Origin of the sequence: Pseudalkalibacillus decolorationis, assembly GCF_024609785.1 — a bacterium.
Lineage (GTDB): Bacteria > Bacillota > Bacilli > Bacillales > Fictibacillaceae > Pseudalkalibacillus > Pseudalkalibacillus decolorationis.
In genome coordinates this window covers 156,188-171,370 of the sequence record NZ_JANHJQ010000008.1, presented here as the reverse complement: position 1 = coordinate 171,370, position 15,183 = coordinate 156,188, and the positions used below count along the sequence as shown (strand labels likewise).

The following is a 15,183-nucleotide window of genomic DNA, read 5'->3' as shown; positions in this document are numbered from 1 at the left end:
AAACACAAAAAGCGTGTTATGTTACAGAATCTCCAGCGCTTGTCGCACCTGGTCAAGGCGCTTCCGCTTTTCTTACTTGACAATTTATCTAAAAGAACATATATTATAAATGACAGTAAGTACTGACGGTCGATTTAGTAAGGAGGATGATAATGATCAGTAGCAATAAATTTAGTAGCAATGATAGGTTGCTGATGGCAGCAATCGATCTAATCGCAGAGAAAGGGTACAACGGAGTATCGACTAGGGAAATCGCGGCTGCAGCTGGTTTGAGCGAGAAGACGTTGTTTCGTAATTTTGGCAGTAAGCAGAATCTTCTCGAGACTGCATTTGAACGTTTTCATTATGGCGAAACAATGAAGAATTTATTTAACGAGAAGCTTGTGTGGGATTTGGAAACAGACCTACTCCTGATCAGTCGAACGTATCATGACATTATGAACCGTAACCGGAAAATGATTCAGATCAGTCTTAAGGACGGAGCCAAATTGCCAGGGTTCAGAGAAAAAACAAGTAAGCATCCACAACAATTAAAGGAAGTCTTGACGAACTATTTCAAGGCTATGTCCGAGAAAGGCAAACTGATCGAGACGAATTCGGAAATGCAGGCGTTGTCTTTCATTTGGATGAATTATGGCGCCTTTATGAACAATTTGGATGCTGATACCACCTTCCCAACCGTATCGTTGGAGGAATTTATATTGGAGAGTGTGAAGATATTTGCTAGGGCTTTAACCCCCTAGTATTTTTTACAAATATGATGTCAGTAAGTACTGACAGTCATAATTTGGAGTTTAACAGAAGGGATGATAAATATGATTACTTTTACCCAACGGAGCGGGGAAAGAGGCGTGGGGGCAAAAGTCCCAAAAGAAACAGGAGACAAATTAATACTTATCCTGATGTACACACTTATTCTATCTGTAATGAGCGCTACTATGTTCAACATTGTACTCCCTCAAATCAGTAAAGAATTTAATCTTAGTATCGCACAAGTTAGCTGGGTCAGCTCGGCATATGGTCTGATTTACGCGATAGGAACAGTTACTTACGGGAAGCTTTCTGACACTTACAAACTCAAAAACCTGTTAACATTCGGCTTACTAATATTTGCTTTTGGATCTCTGGTTGGTGTAATCTCTCAAGAATTCTGGATGGTGATTGTAGCAAGGTGCTTACAGGCTATGGGAGCTGCAACCATTCCAGCAACAGCTATGATTATCCCAGTTCGGTATTTCCCACCAGAGCGAAGAGGTTCAGCTTTAGGTATGGCGGCTTTGGTAGTGCTCTTGGACCAATTATTTCTGCTTTAATTGTCAGTGCAGTTCATTGGCGTTGGCTATTCTGTGTACCGCTTCTACTCTTGATTACATTACCGTTTTACCGTAAATATCTGGATGATGAGCGAGGGAACTCTGGGAAGTTTGACTGGATCGGTGGAGGGTTGCTAGCTACCACAGTAACTTTGATTCTTTTAGGCATGACGAATGGAAGTTGGTGGTTTGGAATTGGCGGTTTGTTTGCTCTGCTGCTGTTTATTGCGCGAATTCGCTCTGCTGCTGAACCATTTGTCCAACCTAGCCTTTTTAGAAACAGGAGTTACACACTCGGTCTAACGATCGCTTTTCTAGTAAATGGGATTGGATTTTCATTATACTTTCTAAGTCCTTTACTTCTTGCCCATGTACATCAATTACAACCTGCTTGGATTGGCATAGCAATGGTTCCTGGTGCTGTAGCCTCGGCAGTTTTTGGGCGAAAGGGCGGTAAGCTCGCAGACTTGAAAGGGAATTCGTACCTATTCTTTGTTGCATGCGGATTGTTAGTAACCTGCTTTGTTTTACTTTCAACATTTACGGGAGGTTCCCCGCTAATCATTTCAACCTTCCTGATCTTCGGTAATGTGGGGCAATCCTTTATGCTCATTGCTATGTCTAATTCAATTTCAAGGACTTTACAAAAGAAACAGGTTGGTGTAGGGATGGGTCTATTTTCGATGCTGAATTTCATAGCGGGGAGCATGGCGGCGGGGCTTTATGGTAAGGCAGTGGATCTTGGTTCCGATGTGAACTGGAATCCAGCAAGTACTTATCCAAATAGTTTCATATACAGTAATATATTTTTTATTCTTGCTGTAATGTATGTAGGCATTCTGTTGTTTTACTATTTCCAGTTTGGTAGATCAAAGACAACAAGTATCCAAGTGGAAAGCTAACATTTAGATTTCATTTATACTATAAATAATTTGGAGGAATTAAAATGACAACAACATTATTTGTTAAAGCGAACAATCGACAAGGGTCTGTTAGTGTAAAATTGTATGATGCATTTTTTAATAGCTATAAAGCCTCGCACCCAAATGACACGGTGCTCGAACTCGATTTATATAAACAACAATTGCCTTACTTTGAACGTTTTTGGTATAACAAACTTCACAACGATAGTCATTGAAGGGCATAATCAATTTCCGGATCAGCGTAATGCTATCATAGAGAAAGGTCTTCAGAGAGCAGTTCAAGCTGCAAAAGGATTTTGATAGGATTATACACATTAGATAAATCTTTCAACATAAAAAAGAGGGTTGATCCACAACTGGTATCTCCATTAGCATTTAGCAACAAGAACTTTTTGTTGCAAATAAACGGTTTGCAATGGAGGTGTCGATGGATCAACCCATAAAATTTTGTAATTATACTTGGTATTCCTTAGCGGGTTTGATGATGCCGTCATGTGCAAGAAGCGATGATGCCGGTTTGATAATCCCGTCATGTACAAGAAGCGATGATGCCGGTTTGATAATCCCGTCATGTGCAAGAAGCGATGGTGAAGGTTTGATGATGCCGTCATGTGCAAGAAGCGATGGTGAAGGTTTGATGATCCCGTCATGTGCAAGAAGCGATGGTGAAGGTTTGATGATGCCGTCATGTGCAAGAAGCGATGGTGAAGGTTTGATGATGCCGTCATGTGCAAGAAGCGATGGTGAAGGTTTGATGATCCCGTCATGTGTAAGAAGCGATGATGCCGGTTTAATAATTCCGTCATGCGCTTGAATAGAACCTGTACTAAGAGCGATAACAGCAACTAAGGATAAGGTAAGTGCACATAAAGCAACTACTCTTTTCAACCTAAGCCCTCCTCTAATTTCAATTTGTTTTTCGCAATGATAACAAGTTTGTAATAATTCATAGCTTCTACGATGTTTCTCTCTTTTTCATAATGATTCGCCAAAACCTGACTAAATTCCTCTACGTTTTCCCAATTTTTTTTATCGAAAAAAGAAGAAATTTCATTTTTTAACACAATCATATAATTTTTACGGTCCAACGTATGTTTTGCCTTTAATATTGTTAGCTTCCCTAAGTATTCAAGATTATTGCCGAGCTGACAGATATCATAGCATTTGTCAATCCAATTCATAGCTTCTTGTTCTTCATTTAAATGAAAGTATTCTTTTGCCAATAAGTACATTGTTTTTGCTTGATAGTCATATTCCTTATTTTTAACCATCCACTTAAGGCCTCTTTCAAGGTAACGGATAGCCTTAAGAGGCATATCCTGTTTTGTATACATCCAGCCAAGATTTTGTAAGGATATTGCTTCTGTTTCTTGACATTCTGATCGTTGGGCTTCCTTAATTGCTTCATGTAAATATACTTCAGCTCGTTCAAAATTACCGAGAAGGATGTGGTTACTGCCAAGCAAGTTTTTACTATCTGCAGAACGTACTTGATAGTTGCTATCCTTTCTGAAAATCTCTAACGCTTTTAAAGTATGATGAATGGAAGTTAACACATTCATGTATTGGGAGTAGACGGAAGCCAATTGGTAGTGGAATTCTGCTGTTTCAATAGGATCTGGAATGTGGGAAAGTTTTCTTTCAGCAAAATGATAGTGTTTGATGGCATCCTCATAATGTTTCTGTTGGTAAAAGTAGATCCCCTTAAAGAAGTGATAATAGTAATCAAGCATATCATCCGTACCATTTTGCTCAATATCAATTTGAATAAGGAGGTCGTCTGCTTTTGTAAATGGTTGAGTGAGTAGGGAATGCCGGAAGTCTAATAGCGAATAGTAAAGAAGTAGATTTTCATTCTCTTCCTTCCTCTCAATTTTTTCTTCAATTTCTTCCTTTAGAGCATGAGATTTTTCTAAGTTGCGATCACGCATCGACACATACCAGGAATTCAATAGATTCGACATATCGTTTGCACAAATTACATCAATGCTCACAAAAATCCTCCTTTTAGCTATTTATTTACTTTTAATTACATGATTTTACAAAGTTTTTCGACCTTTTTATTCAAAAACCTCCTTTTTATCCTTAAATAGTAAATTCAGACTAAGAGATATCGTCATTAAGTCCTTATTATAGAGATGAAAATATCAAGTAGTATACGAAGCAGAATTCGAGGAATGGATAGAATAGATTTAGTTACTAATGAAAATTATATTGGATTGAAATAAAACAAGTAGAACCGTTATTTATGCCAGCGGTTCTGCTTGTTTTGCGACGGGTAGACATACGCCTGCTGCACGGAGTGAACTAATACTCTGTTTAAACACGGCTTCCGAATCGTATAAGGTGTACTCTTTCGATGTTCAATATTTTTCCTTCCTCTGAAATACAGTTACAACAAGTGACTTCTGCAGCTGTACACTAATAACCTGAGTCTTCTGATGTTAGATTTTCCATCATACTATGATCGTGTCTTTGTAACGGTTTTTCAGCTGGCCCTTCAACCACTTCACCAGTGTATGAGAATCTAGAGCCGTGACACGGGCAATCCCAGGTTCGGTCACCATCGTTCCATTCAACTTCACAGCCCACGTGAGTGCAGGTTGTATCTACGATATGCAGTTTACCCTCTTTATCTTTATAGGCACCTTTTCTTTGTCCTTTGACGGTAATAACAGCACCTTCATCGTTGGATAAATCCTTTGTGCTTTTACTAGGCGTTTCAAGTTTTCCTTTAATCAAATGGCCAGCAACGTCAGCGTTCTCAACTAAGAAGTTTTTTAGGCTCGGATGGACGTAAAATCTCGATGGTGTATATAAATCTTTATAAGGGTTCTTCTTGTGCAAAATCATATCCCTAAATAACAATGCAGCAGCAGTCCCGTTGGACATCCCCCATTTTCTATAACCGGTGGCGATCATGATATTCTGTTGGCTAGAGGTTATTGCTCCTATGTAAGGAATTTTGTCCAGTGTAATTAGATCCTGTGCAGACCACCGGTAGACTACGTTGTCGATTCCGAAAACCTTTTGACCAAAAGTTTCCAAGGCTTTGTAATGTTCCATCGTGTCTTTTCCTTGCCCTGTCTTATGACTTTCTCCAGCAATAAGCACCATTTTTTCCCCGTTTATCGTTGCGGAACGAAGGGATCGTGTTGGCTCATCTGCACTTATATACATGCCACCCGGATAAGTTGCACTTGTTTTGGCAGCAATGATGTACGAACGGTCTGCGTGCATTCTTGTAGAGTACAACCCAGTTCCCTCATAAAATGGGAAGTGGGAGCAGGCAAGAACATTATTACCAGTAACACGAGCCCCCTCGCGGGTGAGAACCGTTGCCTGTTTTCCGGTCTTAACATTTACTGCGGTTGTATTTTCAAAGATAAGACCGCCTTTTTCCGTGATGATTTGGACTAGGTGGGCCAAGTATTTTAGTGGGTGAAACTGTGCTTGGTCTTTCATGACAAGTCCATTTTGAATTTTTATATCAAAAGGAATGGTTTCAACCAACCCACCATCAATACCGATCTTTTCATAAGCCTGAGCTTCGTTTTCAAGCTTGTGTGCATATTTTTCAGTTGTTGCATATATGTAAGCGTCTTGCTTGCTGAAATCACAATCAATTTGATGTTGATCTACGGTTTCTTTGATAAAACTTAGAGCTTCCACATTGGCTTCATAATACAACCTCGCTTTGCTTCTTCCAATATTCTGAATGAATTCGTCGTATATTAGACTATGCTGTGCCGTGATTTTTGCAGTTGTATGTCCTGTTGTGCCGTTCAATAATTTTCCTGCCTCCAAAACGGCGACCTTCACTCCTTCATTAACTAAAAGGTAAGCAGTTGTAAGTCCGGTAATACCACCCCCTACAATAACAACATCAACATTTATATCCTCCTCTATACGAGGAAACACTGGCAATTCAAGTGATTCCCTCCAATACGGCTCAGGAAACTGCGGAAGCTTTTTGTCTGTCTTATCGCTATAGGTCACATTAAATCCTCCATTCAATATTTTAATAATATTAGGTTTACCAGTCATTAGAGGACTATACTTAGGCAACTTTTTAGTCATCTTATTCGTTTATTATTTGAGGGAGTGAATTTTCTAAACGGGAACTCTTGAACATTCACTAAATACATTTATAAGGAGAGAACAATGATGAAAATTTCGGATGGAGTACAAATGCTTGAATTGTATGTTGAAGCTTTCGACAGTCGTCAGGAATTGAATCCCACCCTGATTTGGGACGATGAAACCGCCATTCTGATCGATACCGGCACACCTGGACAATTGGAACAGATACGAACAGCCATGAATGAGGTTGGTGTCTCCATGGGAAATTTAAAAGCTATCATTCTAACACATCAGGATATTGATCACATCGGTAGTTTACCTGAAATCCTGAACGAATCCAGTGGAGGCATTGAGGTATATGCTCATGAGGTTGATAAACCATATATCGAAGGGGAACTACCTCTTATGAAAGGGAATCCTGATAGTATGGCTTGGCAACTAGAAGGTCTTTCAGAAGAAGTACGCCAAAAGGTATTGGCTTCTGTAGAGAATCCTCCAACGGCCAAAGTAGACAGAACGTTGGTTGATGGCGAGGAGCTTCCGTATTGTGGGGGAATTCGCGTTATCTTTACACCTGGACACACGCCAGGCCATATCAGTTTGTATTTAAAGAAAGGCAAAATTCTTGTGGCTGGAGATGCGATGTTCAGTGTAGAAGGCATCTTGCAGGGTCCTCATCAGCCATCAACACCGGATATGGATACAGCATTCCAATCAATGAAAAAATATATGGATTTCGACATTGAAAAAGTGGTCTGTTACCACGGAGGATTAAGTCAGAATAATGTTAAAAATCAACTCGAAGATCTTGTCAGGAAAGTGTAAACTACTTGGATTCTAAAGCTTTGAATCATACCTCGAGCGCTTAAGAGGCCAAAATAATACCTTTTGCCTCTTAGCATAATGAAGCAAGGGTTTGGTTTGTGGCAAAGCGATTTTATGGGGAGTCGCTATAGTATTTCTATGAATAATAGCCTCAGCATTCTGGAGCAACCATGGCTTGTGGTGAATGTCTTCATAATACAATTGGTTTTTATACGTAGTATATAATCGGTACCGTTCTGTCAGCCAGTAGTCTAACGTACCTTTTTTGGAAAGGAACGGTTCAGAGGTGGGATAGTAACTAGCTTTAAATTCCACTTCTGGCCCTTTTGAATCTTTTCTTTTACTGTAATATTGAATTTGCTCTCTTTTTTTTACAACCACCATCTGAGCATAAAAGTAGGGCAGGTGAAAAAAAGTACGGGCACCGAACACTGCAAGGTGGTCTTCTACATCTAGACTAAAAAAATAAACCCCAGGCTTCCACTTATGAGTTACATAGGTTCTTAAGTTAAGTTCGGGAAAAGATTGAGCGAAAGGCATCGGTGGCAAAAACCGTGCACGCAAATGGGTCAATTCAAAAGGTATAATTCCAACCCAGGAAATCCCCTCGTATGTATCAATGTCCAAACAAGAAGGAATTTTATTTCGGATTATATCCGGATCAACTCTCCAATGGGCGAATAGTAAATCATTCCATGTTTGGGTCATGAACCAGAGTCCTTTAGGGATTTTATGGGAAATTAGATTGATCATTCAATACACTTCTTCCTATTTAGGGTTCCTGTATTTCTTCTAATCTCTCCAAATCATCAGGAAAGGATTAAAGAAATAAAATTTTTATTAGAGTTTATATTGACCCTGACACTAATGTCATGCTTTAGAATAAGGTTTAACATAACTAAAGGGAGGTATTCCATTGAAGATAAGTGAATTGTCTAAAATAACTGATGCCAGTGTCCGATCCATCAGACACTATGAAAAGAAACACTTAATCAGCTCTATCCGCCTTGAAAATGGTTATCGGGACTTTGATGAATCAGCCATTGATCGTATCAAAACCATCCAATTTTATTTGGGTTTAGGTCTAACGACTGATCAAATAGAGGTAATACTGAATTGTAAGGGTAACAATCCGCATCCTCAAATGGACGATTTTTGTGATGATTTATTTAAGACATATGAAGAGAAATTGAATGAAATCAACAACCAAATGAATGCATTAGCTTCTGTAAAACGAAGGCTAGAAAAACGTATAACTCAATTTAAGGAAAGAAAAGCGAAACATAATGATCAAAAGGTGATTGAATTATGAGTGTAGTACAACACAATAAAAGGTTCTTGCCTGTTTTAGCTCTTTGTTCATTCTTAGTAGGATTCGACTCGATTGTGACTGTCCCATTAATTCCAACCATGGTTCAGGATACGGATATGCCTATTAATCTTGGCGGCCTTCTTGTGACAGCCTATGCCATTGCTTATGCACTATCTGCCCCGATATTTGGTGCTGTTTCTGATCGTTGGGGGCGTAAAAAAATGCTGCTACTAGGGATGTTGGTTTTTGCAATTGCTACGGCTTTAACTGGTACTGCTGACTCTTTTACAATATTGATGGTTTTTCGAATTCTCTCCGGCATTGGTGCGGGTATGATCGAACCAGGTGTCTTCGCTTTAGTAGGGGATCATTATTCTTATGAACATCGTGGTCGAGCTATGGGTATAGTTACTGGTGCTCTTATTTCTTCAGCCATTATCGGTGTACCCATTGGTGGTTATATTGCTGAGTTGTTTACATGGCGCTGGACATTTTTGTTTATAGGTATAATTTCCATGATAACCTTGCTAGCTATTTGGAAAGCAATCCCGAAGGACCCTCTTAAGGAAAAAGATTCGGATCATTCAATAAGTAGTGTATTTAAACTATTTAGTACTGCTTTTTCAAACCGAACCATATTCTTCGCGCTTTTAGCAACGTTTCTATATTTTGGTGGACTTCAAGGGATGTTTGTGAACGTTGGCGTTTTTTATAACATGAATTACAATTTAACATCTGGACAAATCGGATTAATATTGATGATTGCAGGTATAGGCAGCGTGATCGGAAGTGTTGTTGGCGGTAATTTAGCTGATCGATTTAGTAAAAAAAGTGTAGTGGTATTTTCCAGTTTAATTGTAGCTGTTTCGGTATTTTCCTTTTCAATTCTTACGGAAAGCTTTATATACGCCGTCGTGGTTCAGGTAATTTGGGCAACTTGTTTTGGTTTAGGTCAATCTGCTCTGACAGCACTGATTTCGGAATTAAATCCAAGAGCAAGAGGTACTGTAATGTCTCTTAACAGTTCCGCAATGTATACGGGTTCAGGATTATTCACAGCCTTCGCAGCTTCATTACTTTATGGAGGTAGTTTTATTTGGGTGGGAATCCTATGTGCGATAGCAAATGTAATGGTCCTATTAATCTCGATATTCGTTATACGCGAAAAAATTTTTAAAAATATATCAGCAACAGAAAGCCACTAGAAAATTACTCCACAAACACCCAGTTATTTTTCAAAAAACATTGTCATGGGGGATGGATTATTATTTAAATGAAAGACTCTATGCAAAGGATAAAAGACTTAAAAAGGACTATGATCTGAATCGAATCTTTTCCGAACAGGTCGTTTGTTTAACATTTATCCATCGAAGAGAAAAATTGGAAGAATTTTATCATCAAATATTGGAGGAATTCGGATCTGTGGTTGAAGTTCATCTCTTTGAAAACTTATATTCACCAGGTTGGTACTGGTTTCAAATTCATGACAAAAAGGCAACAAAGGATCAAGCGATAAGAACCCTGCAACAGCAATATGGGGTAAGCGACTATCAATTAACGGTTTTCGGTGATGAAATAAATGACATAAAAATGTTCAAGATAGCAGACCGGGCGATCGCAGTGTCAAATGCAAAAGGAGCATTGATGGAAGTGGCAACTCAGTTTATCGGTACAAATGAAGAAGATAGTGTCATTAAGTTCATCATGAAGGATCATGATTCAAGGAGAAATCAAGAGCAAAAGCTAGAAAGAATAGTATTTGATTGATCTAAACATCTGAATTAGGTTTTAAACAATAAAGTGGAATAGGAGTGTGGTCGAATATAATCGAATATCCAGTGTCAATTGAAGTAAATGGTTTAACGTTACGTGGGATGGCTCATCAACCTGAGCAGGAAGGTGTATCAAAGCATCCAGTTGTCATTCTTTTTCATGGGATCACAGGTTCTAAGATTGAGGGAAAATTTTTATTCGTACGATTTGCACGTGAATTGATGAAATACGGTATTGGATGTTTTCGATTCGATTTTTCAGGCTCAGGTGAAAGTGATGGATCCTTTGCAGAGATGACATTTAGTGGTGAGGTTCAAGAAGGAAAAGAAGTTGTAAACATGGTCAAAATAGTAGATTGGGTTCAATATTATAATACTTATGTAAACAACGATGTAACCATTCACTTCATAAAAGATGCTGATCATACTTTCTCAAAGCTAAGCTAGATGGAGGAATTAATTGAACGAAGTATCTATTTTTTAGGTAGTAGGAATTGAGCTTTTAAGAGTTTCAAAGTCCGTTTTAATTTGGGCGCTTTCTTCCAATAAATATAATGCCTCCGTATCTTCAACATTTTCAGAATAAAGACAAATAAGAAAATCATCTACCTCAAGGGAACCATTCATTATTTCTTGGATTTCTTGAAGTAAACTCAATAGATCTGGGATATTGTTTCTTTCAATTGGCAGTTCTAATCTATTGATTATTTCAATTTGTAGTCCAATATTATTTTTAAGACAGGTGATCATTTCTCTTAACCTTTGTGATTCCGTCCCGCCAGAATATAACGAACCCAGGTCCCAATTTTCATTAATCATTTTTGTTTGCTCCAATATTTAAACCTCCCTAAATTTTCCTTAAGGCAAAGTATATATGCAGAATGAGGACAAATTAAAACTTTTTAACCGTTTGAATCTGGGGAATAATTCTGGGATTGAACAAAAAGACCTTGGCAAGACGTACATTTGCCAAGGTCTTTTCTTTAAATTGTAGAGATTTAGTCATATCCGATTAACACTTTTTTAATAAACGCCTACTTGGTTCCAAGAATCTACAATTGTGTCGTACTCAGTACCGTAACCATAATAATCAGCTGCTGACTGTAAAAGGGCTGCACGAGCATCACTAAAGTTACTGTATGGTCCAAGGTAAACGGTAAGGGCTCTGTAATAAATCTTCTCCGCTTTATCGGCACCTATACTACTAATTGTTAAGTAGCCTGCTTTGTTTGGAATACCGCTGTTCGTATGAACGCCACCATTATCTGAATTTGTGTAATAGTAGTTATCCATATGATCTGGTTGGTTGTATGCTGGTGGATTGGAAAGACTACGTAAAGCATCCCCCGATCTATTTGGTGTGTACGCATCTTCTCCAAGTAAATAATCTTCTCGTTCGACGAAGACAGAAAAAACATCAGACATGGACTCATTTAAAGCTCCGGATTGATCTTGATACACAAGATTTGCGGTTGTATCCGTTACAGCGTGGGTTAACTCATGTGCTACTATGTCCAAAGCTCCAGAGAGTGGAGCAAAGGTACTGCCATCCCCATCTCCGTAAACCATTTGAGACCCATTCCAAAATGCATTATTATAATTGCTGCCGTAATTGACCGTAGAACGGATTGTTGAACCGTTATTATCGTAACTGTTGCGGTTATGGGTATTATAGAAATAGTCATACACTTGACTAGCATAATAATGAGCATCCACTGCAGCAGCTTGGGAAGTAGCGGTAAATGCATTGTTGCTATCAACTGGATACGGGCCCGGTAAACTAGTGCCATTTTGGGCAGTACGGACTTCAATAACTCCGTTCATAGGCTTGGTTGTATCATATAGAAAATAATTTCCACCAGAAAGGTAGGTATTTAATTCCTTGTAATCTCCCAATACTCCATAACCATAACCAGTTGTAGCTCCATCAGCTACCGCATTATATGAATCTACTATTGAACCATCCTTCGCATCTACAAATACCTTCCAGTTAGCAGGGTATGGATAAATAAATTGAAGTTCTACCTTATAAGCTAAGAAATAGTTATTATCTTTTTCGTAAATAACAAGTTTTGATTTTTCAACCGTATTTTTCACCGTCGATTTAAAAGGAACATTTTCCTCAGCATTTTCAGCATGTGTTTCCTTAGGTGATAGGTTGATAGAGTTCCAAGCCACATCGATTGCCTTATCCTCATTAATGTTAGCGCTTACATTTCCTTGGAGATTCTTTGGTGCATCTGGATGGACATCGCCATTTACTGCTATAACTTTTCCATTTTCATCTGTGTGGACTTTTAACTCTGCTCCATTTACTGGAACTCCTTTAACAGATTGTGCAAATTCATAATGAGTCATACCAAGATCGTCCGTCTTTACATCCAATAGAGTAAGATCACTTTTTGGGTCGAGTTGAAAAAGGTCCTTATTTTCTTTTAAGAACTTTTTAATTCCTTCTTTTGATTTAATAGATTTCTTTGTGACTTTACCTGAAATAAATGAGGGAACCTTTTGGCCCTTTTTCCATGTAACTTGTACCTCATCCTTTGAAGCTTGCTCCATTTTTTCAATTACTTGCTTTTGCGCACTAGTACCAATATCTGATGCAGCAAAAGCTGGCATTGAAGAACTAAAAGCTAGTCCAAGGGTTAATAATAGAGCAGCACTTTTCCTTTTCTTCATAAAACTACCTCCCCAGTATATTTTTTATATCTTTAGAATGTTCAGACATAGTATATCATCAGTAAACCCATTTGTTTATTGGGAAATAGCCAAATGAAACCGGTGTTAAATCGACATGAATTGACAATGACTTTCCCAATAGTAGATGTATTGACATTTGTCTTTACATATGGTTAACAAATATTGAATGAAGAGAGCATTATACGAGTTTGAGTTTCCAATAAAGTTTATTTATGGGAATAGAAGTTAATAATATACAAAGATCAGTCTTATCTATGTAGTTGTAACGAAAATGAGGTGCATGTATGACAGGCAAATTAATGATCATTGGTGGTCATGAGGACAAAAAGGGCGCTAAAGAAATTTTAAATGCCTTCGCTGATTTATGTGATTTTGGAAGTATTGGGATTGTAACAACTGCGAGTGGTATCCCTGAACAGGTCTATAGTGACTACCAAAAGGTTTTTCACTCGGTAGGTGTTCAGAAGGTTTTACATTTTAATATTCAATCCAAGGATGATAGCAATCATTACATATCTAAGTTAAATCAAGTAAAAGCTCTGTTCTTTACAGGTGGAGACCAACAACAGCTCGCTGAAATTCTTAGTAAAAGCAACTTCCTAAAATCGATTAAAAATCAACGCATAGATGGATTAGTAATTGGGGGAACGAGTGCTGGGGCCTCAATAATGGGTCGGAAAATGATTATAGAAGCTGAAGGAGAAAATGATCAGGTTAATCAGATCACGATGGGGAATGGGTTTGGTTTCTTGGATAATTTGATCATTGACCAACATTTTTCCCAGAGAGGTAGATTCGGACGGTTGATCTATGAGGTCGGATTAACGAAGGGAACAATCGGTGTAGGAATCGATGAGAATACAGCAATCATATGTGATCAAGGACATTTGCATGTTGTTGGGAGTAATATTGTCACAATCATGGATGGGCGTGAACTAGACTTTATCGTCGAAAAGGACGAGCAGAATGAAATGACGATATCGGGAATAAAACTTCATTTGCTATCAAGTGCGTACAAGTACTGTTTAAAAACGGGGAAGGTAAAAGAACAGGCAGGAGTTTAAGTTTACACGTTAAGAAAGTATAAAAATACTTTCTATAGTATAAGCGCAACTAAGGCTCAGCCGGCGCCAAAGGCTTGGCTTTGCTAAGTTTTCTTTACCAATTATCTTCCATATATATCCTGAATTACTGAATAACAGCCACCTAGCTGGACATATTAAATGTAAAAAGGAGGTTTAAAATGAAACATATAAAAGCATTACTGATTAAATTTGTAATGATTACACTGGTCTTGTTTATTGTCTTAGGACTTGGATATGAGGTATCATTTGCTGATATATTGGCACTTAGTACAATATTGACGGTAGCTGCTTACTTAATTGGTGATTTGTTCATTTTACCGAGATATGGTAACACAGCAGCCACGATAGCTGATTTTGGACTAGTGTATTTAGGTTTATGGGCGCTAGGGGATGCTTTCATTGAGGGAGACATACCTTTAGGGTTAGCCACATTTTATGCAACTGCGGGAATAACGATAGGCGAATGGTTTTTCCATCGATATATGGATAATGAAATTCTTCCTAACCAAAATGCTGCTCACCAAAATCCTGCCCCTAGAGAAAGCTTTGCTACTGAGTTCGCTGAAGAATCAGATGTAAGCGATTCGATGGCCAAAGAGACGTCTAAAGATGATAATCGGTAAAGACTTTTAACAAGGAATTCGTTTTTAGAGGAACCGGACTGGAAAATAATTGTCATATATTTCATTGTACCTGCACCCGAAAATATAGTATACTTTCCTTTTATACTAATTCTTTTATACTAATTAAGGAGGATACTATCATGGCTAAAACGTCTTTAATAGTTAAGAAGAACAAGCCCCAGAAATATCAAGTACGCGAATATACTCGATGTAATGAATGTGGAAGACCACATAGTGTATTAAGAAAATTTCAGCTATGTCGAATCTGCCTTCGAAAGTTTGCTTATCGAGGACAAATACCAGGGCTTAAAAAAGCCAGTTGGTAAATCATATAAATAACAAGCTGTGGGATTCTTAGAAAAGAATCTTGACAGCTTTATTTTTATTTCATTGAAGATTATTTAATCATTATTCATTCTTCAGCACAAGTTTTGTCACAAACAATAAGCTAATAAAGTGCATAGTAACAAAAGGATCCTTATTGTAGGTTTTCAGCCGTGCATTTGTGCTAAACAGGCTGAATACAATATAAGTTCCGGTAGCC

General features: G+C 38.1%; 15 protein-coding genes and 2 pseudogenes. 11 read left to right on the top strand and 6 right to left on the bottom strand.

The features are described from left to right. The first annotated feature begins 152 nt into the window (after positions 1-152). From NON16_RS09915 to NON16_RS25640, 3 genes and pseudogenes are all read left to right on the top strand, one after another. Positions 153-743: a TetR/AcrR family transcriptional regulator gene (locus NON16_RS09915; RefSeq protein ID WP_257348773.1), complete on the top strand. Its 591-nt coding sequence runs from the start codon at positions 153-155 to the stop codon at positions 741-743. A gap of 108 nt (positions 744-851) precedes the next feature. After that, a pseudogene (locus tag NON16_RS09905) lies at positions 852-2,215 on the top strand (MFS transporter). Positions 2,216-2,259: 44 nt separating this feature from the next. Next, positions 2,260-2,406: pseudogene (locus NON16_RS25640) on the top strand (FMN-dependent NADH-azoreductase); the annotation flags it as partial. Between the two features lie 283 nt (positions 2,407-2,689). Here the strand turns inward: NON16_RS25640 and NON16_RS09895 are convergent. The 3 genes from NON16_RS09895 to NON16_RS09885 all read right to left on the bottom strand — a co-directional run bounded on the left by NON16_RS09895 (position 2,690) and on the right by NON16_RS09885 (position 6,235). Further along, positions 2,690-3,124 (bottom strand): hypothetical protein, encoded by a 435-nt coding sequence (locus NON16_RS09895; RefSeq protein ID WP_257348770.1) that lies wholly within the window; start codon positions 3,122-3,124, stop codon positions 2,690-2,692. Beyond that, on the bottom strand, positions 3,121-4,230 hold the full coding sequence (locus tag NON16_RS09890; RefSeq protein WP_257348768.1) for a response regulator aspartate phosphatase: 1,110 nt from the start codon (positions 4,228-4,230) through the stop codon (positions 3,121-3,123). Before NON16_RS09890 ends, NON16_RS09895 begins: the two co-directional genes overlap by 4 nt. A 427-nt stretch (positions 4,231-4,657) precedes the next feature. Beyond that, positions 4,658-6,235, bottom strand: coding sequence for an FAD-dependent oxidoreductase (locus tag NON16_RS09885; RefSeq protein ID WP_257348767.1), 1,578 nt, complete (start codon positions 6,233-6,235; stop codon positions 4,658-4,660). Between the two features lie 168 nt (positions 6,236-6,403). On the opposite strand from NON16_RS09885, the gene NON16_RS09880 reads away from it, so the two are divergent. Then, the gene (locus tag NON16_RS09880) at positions 6,404-7,144 is read left to right on the top strand and encodes an MBL fold metallo-hydrolase (RefSeq protein ID WP_257348853.1); all 741 of its coding nucleotides are present in this window, start codon (positions 6,404-6,406) and stop codon (positions 7,142-7,144) included. A gap of 12 nt (positions 7,145-7,156) precedes the next feature. Here NON16_RS09880 and NON16_RS09875 read toward each other — a convergent pair whose 3' ends face one another. After that, positions 7,157-7,897, bottom strand: coding sequence for a YqjF family protein (locus NON16_RS09875; RefSeq protein ID WP_257348766.1), 741 nt, complete (start codon positions 7,895-7,897; stop codon positions 7,157-7,159). 163 nt (positions 7,898-8,060) lie between these two features. Here NON16_RS09875 and NON16_RS09870 point away from each other — a divergent pair, with 163 nt between their 5' ends. The 4 genes from NON16_RS09870 to NON16_RS09855 are packed head-to-tail and all read left to right on the top strand — an operon-like array spanning position 8,061 to position 10,675. Beyond that, positions 8,061-8,456, top strand: coding sequence for a MerR family transcriptional regulator (locus tag NON16_RS09870; protein WP_257348765.1), 396 nt, complete (start codon positions 8,061-8,063; stop codon positions 8,454-8,456). Next, positions 8,453-9,661 carry an MFS transporter gene (locus NON16_RS09865; protein ID WP_257348764.1) on the top strand — a complete coding sequence of 403 codons (1,209 nt, stop codon included), beginning with the start codon at positions 8,453-8,455 and terminating at the stop codon, positions 9,659-9,661. The genes NON16_RS09870 and NON16_RS09865 overlap by 4 nt, the downstream gene beginning before the upstream one ends. Positions 9,662-9,713: 52 nt before the next feature. Beyond that, the gene (locus NON16_RS09860; protein ID WP_257348763.1) at positions 9,714-10,223 is read left to right on the top strand and encodes an HAD family hydrolase; all 510 of its coding nucleotides are present in this window, start codon (positions 9,714-9,716) and stop codon (positions 10,221-10,223) included. Between the two features lie 44 nt (positions 10,224-10,267). Then, a complete protein-coding gene (locus tag NON16_RS09855) occupies positions 10,268-10,675 on the top strand; it encodes an alpha/beta hydrolase family protein (protein ID WP_257348762.1) in 408 nt (135 codons plus the stop codon). A 33-nt stretch (positions 10,676-10,708) separates the two neighbouring features. On the opposite strand, the gene NON16_RS09850 is transcribed toward NON16_RS09855, so the two are convergent. Together NON16_RS09850 and NON16_RS09845 are read right to left on the bottom strand one after the other, a co-directional pair. Continuing rightward, on the bottom strand, positions 10,709-11,062 hold the full coding sequence (locus NON16_RS09850) for a hypothetical protein (protein ID WP_257348761.1): 354 nt from the start codon (positions 11,060-11,062) through the stop codon (positions 10,709-10,711). 189 nt (positions 11,063-11,251) lie between these two features. After that, on the bottom strand, positions 11,252-12,910 hold the full coding sequence (locus NON16_RS09845) for a M4 family metallopeptidase (RefSeq protein WP_257348760.1): 1,659 nt from the start codon (positions 12,908-12,910) through the stop codon (positions 11,252-11,254). Positions 12,911-13,215: 305 nt separating this feature from the next. Between NON16_RS09845 and NON16_RS09840 the strand changes: the two genes are divergently transcribed. The 3 genes from NON16_RS09840 to NON16_RS09830 all read left to right on the top strand — a co-directional run bounded on the left by NON16_RS09840 (position 13,216) and on the right by NON16_RS09830 (position 14,965). After that, positions 13,216-13,995 carry a cyanophycinase gene (locus NON16_RS09840; RefSeq protein WP_257348759.1) on the top strand — a complete coding sequence of 260 codons (780 nt, stop codon included), beginning with the start codon at positions 13,216-13,218 and terminating at the stop codon, positions 13,993-13,995. Positions 13,996-14,174: 179 nt separating this feature from the next. Continuing rightward, a complete protein-coding gene (locus NON16_RS09835) occupies positions 14,175-14,639 on the top strand; it encodes a YndM family protein (RefSeq protein ID WP_257348758.1) in 465 nt (154 codons plus the stop codon). A 140-nt stretch (positions 14,640-14,779) separates the two neighbouring features. Next, positions 14,780-14,965, top strand: coding sequence for a type Z 30S ribosomal protein S14 (locus tag NON16_RS09830; RefSeq protein WP_257348757.1), 186 nt, complete (start codon positions 14,780-14,782; stop codon positions 14,963-14,965). Positions 14,966-15,183 lie beyond the last annotated feature (218 nt).

Coding starts and splice junctions, on each gene's coding strand:
- NON16_RS09845 (WP_257348760.1), bottom strand. CDS start 12,910: ATGAAGAAAAGGAAAAGTGCTGCTCTATTATTAACCCTTGGACTAGCT.
- NON16_RS09915 (WP_257348773.1), top strand. CDS start 153: ATGATCAGTAGCAATAAATTTAGTAGCAATGATAGGTTGCTGATGGCA.
- NON16_RS09830 (WP_257348757.1), top strand. CDS start 14,780: ATGGCTAAAACGTCTTTAATAGTTAAGAAGAACAAGCCCCAGAAATAT.
- NON16_RS09860 (WP_257348763.1), top strand. CDS start 9,714: ATGGATTATTATTTAAATGAAAGACTCTATGCAAAGGATAAAAGACTT.
- NON16_RS09875 (WP_257348766.1), bottom strand. CDS start 7,897: ATGATCAATCTAATTTCCCATAAAATCCCTAAAGGACTCTGGTTCATG.
- NON16_RS09840 (WP_257348759.1), top strand. CDS start 13,216: ATGACAGGCAAATTAATGATCATTGGTGGTCATGAGGACAAAAAGGGC.
- NON16_RS09865 (WP_257348764.1), top strand. CDS start 8,453: ATGAGTGTAGTACAACACAATAAAAGGTTCTTGCCTGTTTTAGCTCTT.
- NON16_RS09880 (WP_257348853.1), top strand. CDS start 6,404: ATGAAAATTTCGGATGGAGTACAAATGCTTGAATTGTATGTTGAAGCT.
- NON16_RS09835 (WP_257348758.1), top strand. CDS start 14,175: ATGAAACATATAAAAGCATTACTGATTAAATTTGTAATGATTACACTG.